Annotated in this window: 8 protein-coding genes; 5 read left to right on the top strand and 3 right to left on the bottom strand. The window is 59.0% G+C overall.

What is annotated here, in order from left to right; translation table 11 throughout:
• Nucleotides 1-312: 312 nt before the first annotated feature.
• Nucleotides 313-2910, bottom strand: a complete 2598-nt coding sequence (locus tag H1Y01_RS02135; RefSeq protein ID WP_180538446.1) for a serine/threonine-protein kinase — start codon at nucleotides 2908-2910, stop codon at nucleotides 313-315.
• Between the two features lie 2 nt (nucleotides 2911-2912).
• The gene (locus H1Y01_RS02130) at nucleotides 2913-3512 is read right to left on the bottom strand and encodes an ECF-type sigma factor (protein ID WP_180538445.1); all 600 of its coding nucleotides are present in this window, start codon (nucleotides 3510-3512) and stop codon (nucleotides 2913-2915) included.
• Nucleotides 3513-3774: 262 nt separating this feature from the next.
• Here H1Y01_RS02130 and H1Y01_RS19845 point away from each other — a divergent pair, with 262 nt between their 5' ends.
• Together H1Y01_RS19845 and H1Y01_RS02120 are read left to right on the top strand one after the other, a co-directional pair.
• Nucleotides 3775-4044, top strand: coding sequence for a BrnT family toxin (locus H1Y01_RS19845; protein WP_180538444.1), 270 nt, complete (start codon nucleotides 3775-3777; stop codon nucleotides 4042-4044).
• On the top strand, nucleotides 4007-4348 hold the full coding sequence (locus tag H1Y01_RS02120) for a BrnA antitoxin family protein (RefSeq protein WP_180538443.1): 342 nt from the start codon (nucleotides 4007-4009) through the stop codon (nucleotides 4346-4348). Before H1Y01_RS19845 ends, H1Y01_RS02120 begins: the two co-directional genes overlap by 38 nt.
• Before the next feature lie 146 nt (nucleotides 4349-4494).
• Here the strand turns inward: H1Y01_RS02120 and H1Y01_RS02115 are convergent, their stop codons facing one another.
• Nucleotides 4495-5097, bottom strand: coding sequence for a hypothetical protein (locus H1Y01_RS02115; protein ID WP_180538442.1), 603 nt, complete (start codon nucleotides 5095-5097; stop codon nucleotides 4495-4497).
• A gap of 993 nt (nucleotides 5098-6090) precedes the next feature.
• On the opposite strand from H1Y01_RS02115, the gene H1Y01_RS02110 reads away from it, so the two are divergent.
• From H1Y01_RS02110 to H1Y01_RS02100, 3 genes are all read left to right on the top strand, one after another.
• A complete protein-coding gene (locus H1Y01_RS02110) occupies nucleotides 6091-7305 on the top strand; it encodes an efflux RND transporter periplasmic adaptor subunit (protein WP_180538441.1) in 1215 nt (404 codons plus the stop codon).
• A gap of 10 nt (nucleotides 7306-7315) precedes the next feature.
• On the top strand, nucleotides 7316-10423 hold the full coding sequence (locus H1Y01_RS02105) for an efflux RND transporter permease subunit (protein ID WP_180538440.1): 3108 nt from the start codon (nucleotides 7316-7318) through the stop codon (nucleotides 10421-10423).
• A 35-nt stretch (nucleotides 10424-10458) separates the two neighbouring features.
• Nucleotides 10459-11969: carboxypeptidase-like regulatory domain-containing protein (locus H1Y01_RS02100; protein ID WP_180538439.1), on the top strand; the 1511-nt coding region annotated here is incomplete at its 3' end.

Genomic DNA, 11969 nt, shown 5'->3' with positions numbered 1-11969 from the left:
CAATAGTCCAACCCCGATCAGGAGCAGCCATAATTTTGCGGTTCTCATAAGTTGCGATACCCTCCTAGAATTCAACTGCCTGGAAATTCGCCGTTTGTGACAAAGAATTTTATCCACCGGGCGCGGGCGCGGTCTGACCTTCGAGTCTGCCCAGTATCCCCGCATATTCATAAGCGAAAAACGCGAGCACATCCGTTCACCAAAACTCGGGTCTGCCTCATCGTGTTTCGCTCATACCAGGGGACTCGGCAAGCCTTTCCTCACTCTCCCTACGGAAACGAAGAGGGAAAACCGACATCTGAGGACGAATTTCTAGCGGCTGGGGTCTTTCCGGAACCGATTCGCCTCGTCCACCTGGCCTAGCGCCTCATAGGCGGTCACCAGGTCTTTCCTCGCGGTCTGGACGCGGGGCGATGGCGGCCCGGGCTGCTTCGACAGCACGTCGTACCCGGCTAACAACTGGCTCGCGGCCTCTTGGTACTGGCGCTCCAAGACAAGCGTATGTCCCAGCCGAAGTCGGGTCGCGGCGATCGTAGGGTGTCCCGCCGGTAACTGTCCGACCAAGCGCGCCAACGCGTCTCGGTAGGACTTTTCCGCGCGCACGTTCTGCTTCTCTTCCGCATAGACATCCCCAAGGCCCAGTAGCGCAATTCCTACAAGTTGATGCCGGTCCCCCAAGGTAGCGCGATTAATAGCGGCCATCCGCCTGAAGTCCGCTTCCGCTTCTGCAAGATGTCCCCGTTTCACTTCCATCACCGCCACAACATTCAGGGCCTGCGCCACCTGCGGATGAACCTTCCCAAAGATCTGCTCCTGAATAGCAAGTGCTTCTTGTAAGATGGGCGCAGCCTCGTCGTACTTACCCTGATAGACCAGCGACTGACCCACCGCGGCCATTATCAAAGCGGTATCCGGATGCACCTTGCCGTACCAGGATTGCTTGATTGCGAGAGCGTGGCGATAGTCGCGCTCCGCCTCGGCATCCCGGTTCATCGCATGTTGCACTAAGCCCAGCCCGTAGTAATCATCGGCGATACGTGGATGGACGTCGCCGAATAGTTCGCGATCCATCGCCAGCGCTTGTCTGAATAGAGAATCGGCGGCCGCTAGGTGGCTCTGATAGTAGTTCACGTTCGCCAGCAACGTCGTGGTGTCGGAAAGATCCGTGGTCACCTCGTGCGTCGCCGATTGCACCTGAACGGCCTCATTCAGAAGCTTTGCGGCCTCGTCGTAGGCGCCGCGCTCTTCCAGTACATGTCCCAAAGCAGACTCATCCTTCGCGACCGCAAGGGGATTCGCGGGCACGCGGCGCCGGTCGATCGCGAGTCCTTCGCGGGCGAGGCGCTCGGCTTCGGCAAGTCGCCCTTCATCCAGCCGCAGCAGACCCAACGCCACCAGACCCTCCGCGACGTCCGGACCATCCGCTCCCTCGATCGACTTACGACGATCGAGCGCCGAGCGCAGCAGCGGATCGGCCTGATCGTACTTGCCAAGTTTTTGGTACATGTTCCCGAGCGTTTGATACAACTCCGCCTGGACCGCCGGCTCCGCATTCAGACTGCGCGCGCTCGCGACGCCCCGATCAAGAAGAGTCGCGGCCCGTAAGCTGTCGGATGGACCGGCCGACTTATCGCCGCCGTCGAACAGAGTCAGCATGAACCGCTCGATGCGGTGAGTACGGGTAGCCTCGGCTACAGCATCGTTCCGCGCCCGATTCAGCCGCAGCACAAAGAACACCACCAAGCCAAGAACGATTGCGCAAACCGCCGCCGTTGCCGTCAACACGCGTCGATTGCGCACGACAAACTTGCCCAACCGGTAGCTCACGCTGTCCGGGCGAGCTTCCAGCGGTTCCGCCTTTAGATAATGATCGATATCGCGGATGAGCGCCTCGACCGAGGGGTATCGCCGCAGCACGTCCTTGTGCATGGCGGTTAGGGTCAACACGTCAAGTTCGTCCCAAGCCGCCTTACCGGTGCGAGCGGTGCTGGGCGGTGCTGGCTCATGCTCCAGGATCATCTTTTGCGCCTCCGCAAGGCTAAGCTCGGCGAAGTCGAAAGGCAGCCGCCCCGCCAACAGCTCATACAGGATCACGCCCAACGAATAAACGTCGGTCTGCGTCCCGAGTGCGCCTCCGCGAATCTGTTCGGGCGAAGCATAGGGCAGCGTCATCGGACTCAATCCGGTGAGCGTGTGCTCGACCCGTATCCCGGAACCCTCCAGTTGCTTGGCGATGCCGAAATCCAGCAGCTTGACCGTGCCGTCGTCACGCACCAGGATGTTCGATGGCTTGAGATCGCGGTGAATGATTGCATGCCGGTGCGCGTATTGCACCGCCTCGCAGACTGAACGAAACAGCAGCAGACGTTCATTGATCGAACAGGCGTGCTCGCGGCAGTACTCGGTGATGGGCTTCCCATCCACATACTCCATCGCAAACCATGGCGTGCCGTCGTCCAGCGTGTCGGCATCATGAATCCGCGCGATCAGCGGATGTTCCAGTTGGGCCAGCGTCCTTTGCTCGGCTAAGAATCGATTGCGCCGGTCCGGGGACAGCAGGCCGTCGCGCAGCAGCTTGATGGCGACGACGCTGCCGATATCTTCGCGTTTCGCAAGATAGACAACCCCCATCCCGCCTTCACCCAGCGGCTTTACGATCCGGTAAGGGCCGAAGGCGTTTTCCTTGAACGCGGCGTGTTGGTCAATCAGATCTTGAACCGCGTGCGGCAGGCCTTCGTCGTCGAGTAAAGACGCGGCGCTGGAATCCTCCCGCAGCATCGCGCGAACTTCGGCCTTCATCGCCTCGTCGACATCGCCTGCGGCTTCGAGATATTCATGCTGGGCCGGGAGCGGCATGTCCGATAGGCGGTGGAAGATGTCCTGAATGCGCTCCCAACGCGATCGATCCATGATTAGCGAAACTCCCCGCGGATTTCTGCGGCCAGCCACGCTCTAGCCGCGCGCCAGTCGCGTTCTACCGTGCGTTCACCGATCCCAAGCAAAGCCTCAATTTCGGAATTGTTGAGACCGCCATAATAGCGGAGTTCGACCAGCTTGGCTTGCCGGGGACTCATCTCCGCGAGCGTGTCCAGGGCCGCGTCGAGCTGGAGCAAATCCTCATTGGAAGACACCGGCACGCCGATGGACTCGTCCAGGGTGATAAACAGGTTACCCCCGCCGCGTTTTCCGCTGCGCTGCCGCCGGGCCGCGTCTTTTAGTATCTGGCGCATGGCGCAGGCCGCAATGCTCTTGAAGTGCAGTTCGGATTGCGGCGATTCCCCGGACGATCGCGCAAGCTTCGACCACGCTTCGTGTACAAGCGTTCCGGTACTGACCAAAGAATTCGGGTCATTGCGTTTAACCGAAGCCGCGAGTCGGCGCAGTTCCGCGTACATGACGCTGAACCGGTCATCGAGTGACTGACGCGTATCGGATGCAAATGGATCGCCTTGCTCTGAAGGGCCGCCCGCGCTGGCCGTGTGCGATTGCGCAGAAATTCGTTGCCTGGGCATGACGGTTTTTGCCACCAGTTTACGTAATGGCTCAGCGGATTTAGCAGAGTTTATCAGTTAACAGCGGGGCGAGAAAGACGAAAGTAAGGGCGCTGCGCGTGAGGTGGTCGAGGTCCCGTGCCGCGCGATGCTTCGCGTCGCCGGCCTCAGGATGGTCCCGGTACGAGCTAGCCTACTCCGGCTAGCGTTTCCTCATCGGCGGGCTTTGCCGATTTGTGAACACCTCCGCTGACTGTGGGTACAATTGTGGGTATCATTTGCAGTGAATTTTAGCTGGGACGAATCGAAGCGCGAATGGGTCTTAGCCGAGCGGATCGATTTTCTCCGCCTTGCCTTCTCCCTGTTCGACGGCCGTCCTCTTCTTACGGTCCCCCCTCCACGCGGTGCCGAAGAGAGGTTCATGAGTATTGGCGCCATAGATGGAAAGTTCTTCGCCGTCATATGGACGTGGCGAGACGCAACGATACGGATTGTGACAGCAAGGAGAGCCCGACATGAGGAAGAAAAGCGATACCGTGCGCTACACGGCTGAACAGATCAAAGCCAAGATCGCGCGAGGTGAGGACAAGACGGATTGGCACAAAGCAAACGCGCTGGTTGGCAAGAAACTCGAAGCTTCGATAAAAGCCGATGCGGACGACGTTCATGAAGAGCCCGATTGGCCTAACGCCGTCATGGGTGTCCCGGCTCCGAAGGACCACATCAACATCCGCATTGATCACGACGTACTGGAGTGGTTCAGGGCCAGCGGTAGAGGCTATCAGACGCTAATGAACAACGTGCTGCGCGCTTTCGTTCAATCCAGGCGGTCAGGGGGCAGTGGCGCCAAACGATAGTATCCAGCGGGAGCTTCACCGGAACCGTCGAGCCTTCGTGATCGTCGGGCAGTTTACTAAGTCGAGGAGACAGGCTTCGGCCAACCGAGGCGCTTCAAGTTACCGTCTTTTTAGCACGACATACGCGATTAGAGTCGAGGCAGAGGTTAACCGTTTCGCCGTTTGCCAATCACAACGCGTGGCATCGCGTCAGCGATCCCGCGAAACCGTAATCTCTCGGGGACAACGGTCATGCCGCTGACTGCGTGAACTGGGACACCCGAAATGCGCGAGACATAGGTCGGCCAGGCGCCCTGCAAAAGACTTTGTAAATCAAGCATCTCCCGGTGGTCCTTTTCGCGCGCGCCGCTGAGCCAGAAAACGACGGGATAGGGCACTCCCGGCGCTTCCGCTAACATGCGTGGGCTAAAGTAAGCCACGCCGTCGATATGGGAATATTGCGGGCTGCCGTCGCTGTGCTTTTTCGCGAGGATTCGGCGTAGCAAATACCAGACAATGTTGGGCCGCAGATCCTGATTTCCATCGCTCGCAACCCAAAGCAGCCCTTTAGCACCAGGAAGGCCGAGCAGCTTTTTCGTTTCCCCGATTTGCCGGTTCGCTGCAGCCACGACGTTCTTCTGAAGGGGCCCGGTCATCAGATTGAACATCTCTTCACGGCACTCCGGTCTCAGCCCGCTGCTATCGATTCGGCCCGCGCCGTAGACCATAATTTGCCCCGCGTTTTGCCAGCGTGTAGCGAGATCGCCCATCTTGCGCAGGAAAGCCTCTCCAAAGCTTTGTGCCTGTAGGCCCTTCAGCTCAGCAATGATGTTATGGCGTCTAAATAGATAGTCCGCGTTCGCGGGAAGATTGCCCGGGCCGATAAGATCTGAGACCAGTTCTCCACCAACACCTCTTACAAAAGGGTCAACAATCGACTGAAGCGGGGTCGCCGGTTTTATCGTGTCCTATTTCCTTACTTCTTCATTATATCTTCCGAAACAGAAGAGCGAGGAATGTTTTATTCAAAGCAACGAGCCCGTATTTACCGCGTATTCAGCTGCGCAGCTTACGTCGCACGAATCTAAATGACGGAACGTAAGCGGCTCTTGGCGTGTGCGACTTTCTCGAGCGAACAGCGATACCGGATTGCACTTAAGAACCAGCGACCAGCATGGAACGTGCGCATACTTCGACGCTTCTCCCAGGCGCCGGCAGTGCGCAACGCTGCTGAGAGAGCGCGCCGAGCATCGAGACCAACACATGTCAGTCGCCAAACGTTCGAACTAATTTCGCCGCTCGATCCAACAACTTGCAGCCAAATCCCCCTCCAGCCCCCAAAAACCGTGTTATAGCTTGGCCGAGGAGCCCGACAACCACCGCAAAACGACGCGCCAGCGGCCGCAAACACCAAAACACGAAAAAATGACAAAACGAACCTGGGAAGTAATTGAAAACAAACACAAATCCCAAAAATAACGAACCCGGAAAACCCAAATCTGACCTGGAAAACCGACTTTTGAACCTGGCAAACCCGGATTTGAACCCGGCGAACCTCAGAAATCGACCCGCGCAACCACCCGCCCCCCGACCGAACCCAAACCACGCCCAAAGTCCCTCACATTCCAATCCACAATCCATTAACGTTTTTCACCTTCACACGTCCAAGAACGGAAGGGGCTGGCTGACCGCCTGGTTGATCGCCTGGTTGAGCGTGATGTGTGACCATAGAACGAGCCCCTCAGCAAAGGTTCTGAACCCCTGTGAATCGTAATTCTCTGCTCTTGATTACGGCTGTGATCCTTCTCTCGGCCGGTTGCTCGCGAAATTCCGTCAGCGCGAATGCCGGCCCGCCGGCCATGCCGCCTGTCGCCGTCCGCGCCGTCCGCGCCCAGGCAGCCGATGTTCCCCTAACCGCCTCGGCTATCGGCAACGTCGAGGCCTATTCCTCGGTCGACGTCAAGGCGCGCGTCACGGCACCCATCCTTCGCGTCGCGTTCGAGGAAGGCCAGAACGTCAACAAGGGCGAGTTGCTGTTCGAGCTCGATCCCGAGTCGTACCGCCGCCAGATCGCCGAACTTCAGGCCGATGTCGCTAAAGATGTTGCGAGTGAACGGCAGGCCGCCGCGACGATCGACAAGGATAAGGCGACGGAGACCAATTACGAATCGGTCGCCCAGCGGAGCACTGCTTTGTTGAAGCAGGGCATCTTATCCCGCGAGCAGACCGACCAAGCCGTCATGAACGCCCAAGGCGCCCGTGCTTCCATCGATGCCGATCAAGCCGCGCTGCAGAGCGCCAAGGCATCCGAAGACGCCGACAAGGCCCGCCTCGCGGAAACGCAGTTGTCGCTGAGTTACTGCCGCGTGTACGCCCCCATCTCCGGACGCGCGGGAGCCGTTCAGGTCAAAGCCGGGAATGTCGTCAAGGAGAACGACACGACGCTCGTGTCGCTGCTGCAAGTCACGCCGATCTATGTCACCTTCACCGTTCCGGAGAACCTGCTGCCGTTAGTTCGCAAGTACAACAGCGAGCGCCCGCTGCAAGTTTCGGCCCTGACCGCGGGAGGAATTTCGGTCACCGGAACGCTGCGGTTCATCGACAACACGGTCGATTCCACCACCGGCACTATCAAGCTGAAAGCCGAGTTCCCCAACACCGAGCGCGCGCTGTGGCCGGGTCAGTTCGTCAATGTCAACACGCAACTGGACCTGGAGCGCGGCCGCGTGTTAGTTCCCGCCCGATCCATCCAGAATGGTCCGCAAGGTCAGTATGTATGGGTCATGAACCCGGCCGATCAGTCGGCGGCCATGCGAACCGTGCAAGTCCTTCGCGACTACACCGCGCCAGGGCAGGGTTCACAGGAGCAGGCGGTCCTCGGGAACGGAGTCAACGCCGGTGAGATGGTCATCTCCGAAGGGCAGATGCAGCTCGCGCCCGGCGCGCATGTCCGTCTACTCTCGGGCAGCGCCACTTAGAAAGTTACTTATGGGTATCACTGATTTCTTCATTCGCCGCGCCGTTACGACGACGCTGCTGATGGCCGCCATTCTCGGCTTCGGCTTACTTAGTTACTTCACCCTCCCGGTTAGCGACCTTCCCAACGTCGAGTATCCGACCATCAACGTGTCGGCGAGCCTTCCCGGCGCGAACCCCGATATCATGGCTTCCTCGGTTGCCACCCCGCTGGAGAAATCGTTCTCGAGTATTGCCGGCCTGGAGAGTATGTCCTCTTCCAGTTCGCTGGGGTCCACCACCATCACGCTGCAATTCGAGTTGAGCCGCTCGATCGACGCGGCCGCGCAGGATGTCCAGGCCGCCATTTCGCGCGCCGGCGGCGATCTGCCCACGAACATGCCGGCGCCGCCCTCGTATACCAAGACCAATCCGGCTTCGCGTCCGGTCGTTTTCCTCAGCATGTCGTCCCCAACCATGAGCGAATCGGCGCTGGATGAATATGCGGAGACGCTGTTAGGACGCCGCATCTCCATGGTCAGCGGTGTATCCACCGTCAACGTCTACGGATCGAAACAGTACGCGGTGCGGATTCAGGCGGATCCTAATAAGCTGGCTTCCCGCCAGGTGGGACTTGAAGAGATTCGCGACGCTGTCTCGCACGCCAACGTGAACCTTCCCGCCGGCTCGCTCTATGGATTTACCAAAGCGTTCACCGTGCAGTCCGATAGTCAGTTGAGCACGGCCGGCCAGTTCCGGCCCATGATCGTCTCCTATCGCAACGGCAGCCCGGTGCGGCTGGAGGACTTAGCGGACGTGCAGGATAGCGTTACTCAGAATCGCAGCGTGTTTTGGGTCAATAACAAGGTCGCCATGATTCTGGCGGTAAGTAAGCAGCCGGGGACGAACACGGTTCAGGTTGTCGAAGGTATCAAGAAGCTGCTACCCAATTTGAGGTCTTCGATGCCCGCCGGGATCGAGCTTCACGTCGAGTTCGACGCTTCGGAGAACATTCGGGACTCTATCCGCGATGTGAAGTTTACCTTGTTGCTCACCATCGCGCTGGTTATCTTCGTCATCTTCTTCTTCCTGCGGAACTTCTCGGCGACCCTGATTCCAAGTCTTGCCGTTCCCCTGTCGCTCCTCGGAACCTTCGCGGTGATGAAGCTACTCGGCTTCACCATCGACACCCTTTCCATGATGGCCATGACGCTGTCCGTCGGCTTTGTGGTGGACGATGCGATCGTGATGCTCGAGAACATTGTCCGGCACATGGAAATGGGCAAGCCGCGGCTCCAGGCGGCCTATGAGGGCGCTCGCGAAGTGGGATTCACGATCATCTCGATGACCATCTCGCTGGTCGCGGTCTTCATCCCGGTTCTATTCCTCGGCGGGATTCTAGGCCGGCTCTTGCGCGAATTCTCGATCACCATCGCGGTCGCCGTATTAGTGTCCGGCTTGATCTCCTTAACGCTGACGCCCATGCTATGCAGCCGTTTCCTCCGGCATGAATCGCATGAGCGCAGCCGTTTCTACCAATGGTCGGAACACTTCTTCGTCTGGATGAACAATATCTACCGGAGGACGCTGCAAGTTGCATTGCGCCTCCGCTTTGTGACTCTGATGGGTAGCCTCGCGCTAACCGCCCTGACGGTGTATATGTTCATCATCATGCCGAAGAGCTTCCTCCCGACGGTCGACACCGGAATCATCTTCGGCGGGACGGAAGCCTCGCAGGATACATCCTTTGACGAGATGTTGAAACTGCAACAGCAGGTCACCGATATCATCCAAAACGATAAGTGGATCGAAGGTTGGGGCAGCGGAACGGGCGGTTTCGCGGGGCAGAACCAAGGCTTCATGTTCATGCACCTGAAAGACGATCCGCATCGCCCGAAGGCGCCGGCGATCATCGCCGACCTGCAGGCGAAGTTCGCCCAAATACCCGGTATTATCGCGTTTTTACAGGTTCCCGCGCTCTTGACTCTCGGGCAGAACGAATCGCATTATCAGTATTCACTCGCGCTTCAGGACGCGGATACGGATCTTCTCTATAAGTGGGCGCCGAAGTTCGAAGCCCGCCTCCGCACGCTCCCCGACGTCTCCGAAGTCTATACCGATCTGAAGCTAAGCAGCCCGCGCGTCAATGTCGATATCGATCGCGACCGCGCACTCGCGCTCGGAGTTACTCCGGAACAAATTGCCAATACTCTTTACGACGCCTACGGCAACCGCAAGGTCTCGTCTATTCAATCCTCGGAGAATGAGTACGACGTGATTCTTGAAGTCCCGTCGCAGTATCAACGCGACCCCGACGCGCTGTCGAAGCTCTATGTCCGGTCAAGTAACAACAAGATGATTCCGCTTTCGGCCGTAACTAAGTTGGTTCAAGGCGTCGCGCCGCTAAGCGTGAATCACATCGGGCAGCTACCATCTGTCGATTTCGAATTCAACGCCAAACCCGGTGTTTCGTTGAGTAAAGCGACGGCCGAAATCTCCGAAATGGCTCATGAGATGGGCTTGCCCGAGACGATGAACTTCTCCTTCCAGGGCACGGCCGAAGCCTTCCAGAATTCGCTCCGCGGCCTCGGCATGTTGTTACTCATCGCCATCCTGGTGATCTATCTCGTACTCGGCGTACTCTATGAAAGCTTCATCCACCCCATCACAATTCTGTCCGGTCTCCCGTCCGCCGGCCTTGGCGCTCTGATCACCCTGTTGCTGTTCCACGAGGACTTGAATCTCTACTCTTTCGTCGGCATCGTTCTACTAATCGGCATCGTGAAGAAGAACGCTATCATGATGATCGATTTCGCGATCATGGCGCAGCGCGAAGGTAAGTCGCCCGAGGAAGCTATCTTCGAGGGTTGCATCCAGCGCTTCCGCCCGATCATGATGACAACGATGGCCGCGCTGCTGGGAACGCTCCCCATCGCGTTCGGCTACGGCGCCGGCGGCGAGGCCAGGCGTCCGCTCGGACTGGCGGTCGTCGGCGGCCTGGTAGTCTCCCAGTTATTGACGCTCTATATCACTCCGGTGATTTACCTGTATCTGGAAAGGTTCACCGCGCTGTTCGGACGCAAGACCGGGCCGCGTGCCCTGCCGTCCATGGTGAATCCTGAGCCGGTCCCTACGACGTAAAGCCACCGGCTGCCTATCGCCTAAACTGGAGTTGGATGCGTTTGACCGGAAAGGCGATCTTTGCGATCGCCGGATGTCTATGCGGCGCGGCTGCTCTGTTCGCGCAGCAACTACCCAACCCGGTCACGGGTGCGGACGTTGTCGATATCACGGCGCAAGTGGTTGACAGCGTCTCGGCCGCGCCCATCGGCCGCGCGGAGATCTCACTCGAACCGCAGAATCCCGCCGGGCCGATCCGCACCGGCAGAACCGACAGTTCCGGGACCTTTGTCTTCCGTCACGTAAGTATAGGGGTCTACGCGCTGACCGCCGCCAAGACGGGCTACGCGCAAGGGGTGGATTCGGCGCGTGATGTGATTCTCGCCAGCGGAACACAACCCTCGCGCTACACCCTGAAGCTGCTTCCCCAGGCGGTTGTAACGGGAACGGTAACCGGCGATGATGGCGAACCGCTAGCCGCCGCTTACGTCGTGATGCTGCGTCCTGAAATCGTTCGCGGACACAAGCGCTATCGCCGGCGCGAGAACGCCACAACGGACGATCGCGGTATCTACCGCATGGCAGGGTTAGGTCCCGGCGAGTGTGTAATTGCAGCTATTGCCGAAGCAACGGCTGACGAGCGTGAGGACGGGCTGACTTATGTTCCTACTTTCTATCCGAACGCCGCCGCGATAGAGGGCGCGACTACCCTCCAGGTAACTCCTGGGTCGCAATCCAACGCTAACATCTCACTAAGTCTGGTGGATGGCCACAAAGTTACTGGTCACGCTCCCGTCGGAGCGAATATAGAACTGATGCCTGCGGCCGATTCGACGTCTCCCGTAGTGCAGCAGACACATCCCACGCGTTCGGAAGCCGAAGGTTTTACTCTGGACGGTGTGCCCGCCGGCAATTACATACTGAGGGCGCAAAGTCGAACGGACCAGCAGCACGTTCGGTCCGGCTACCAACCCATTACAGTCGGCGATGACGACTTAACCGGAGTTACGGTAGCCTTCGACGCACCGCCCTCGCTGAGCGGCAAACTGCACCCGGTCGGCGACGGCGATGTCTCCAAAGCTCTGGAGTTCGTCGGCGTCGATTCCGCTTTCGGCGGAGCGAGCGCAACAGTCGGAGCCGACGGTTCGTTCCAGATTGCCGAAGTGCTGCCGCCTTACCGCTATCAACTACTGGCGCCCCCAAGTACGACGTGGTACGTGCAATCGGCCACGCAGTCTGGAACGGATGTGATGCGTGGGCTGGTGATTACGGGACCGGGATCGCCGCCGGTCGATGTCACGGTCAGTCCCCGCGGCGCGAGCATCACCACGAGTGTGCAGTGGCCGGACTCCGGACCGCGCGTTCCCGCCCGTCTAACGGTGCTGCAACAGAACGGAAGTGAAATGCGAGTCGTAGCGGAGGCAACCGTGCGGCCGCCCAATACCTGGGCGACCGATCGTGTTCCGGTCATCAACGGCCTGGCGCCGGGCGACTATATGATCTATGCGTGGGCGGAACCGGTCACTGTGGAATATGGCCGCGCCGACGCGCTCGGAACTTACTCCGA

It is taken from the genome of Nevskia soli, assembly GCF_903970205.1.
Taxonomy (GTDB): Bacteria; Acidobacteriota; Terriglobia; order Bryobacterales; family Bryobacteraceae; genus Bog-113.
Note: the sequence above shows the minus strand (reverse complement) of the source record. Positions and strands in the feature narration are given on the sequence as shown.

Bases quoted from the DNA above. Each gene is read 5' to 3' on its own strand.
- H1Y01_RS02105 (WP_180538440.1), top strand. From the start codon at position 7,316: ATGGGTATCACTGATTTCTTCATTCGCCGCGCCGTTACGACGACGCTG.
- H1Y01_RS02120 (WP_180538443.1), top strand. From the start codon at position 4,007: ATGAGGAAGAAAAGCGATACCGTGCGCTACACGGCTGAACAGATCAAA.
- H1Y01_RS02135 (WP_180538446.1), bottom strand. From the start codon at position 2,910: ATGGATCGATCGCGTTGGGAGCGCATTCAGGACATCTTCCACCGCCTA.
- H1Y01_RS02130 (WP_180538445.1), bottom strand. From the start codon at position 3,512: ATGCCCAGGCAACGAATTTCTGCGCAATCGCACACGGCCAGCGCGGGC.
- H1Y01_RS02115 (WP_180538442.1), bottom strand. From the start codon at position 5,097: ATGGGCGATCTCGCTACACGCTGGCAAAACGCGGGGCAAATTATGGTC.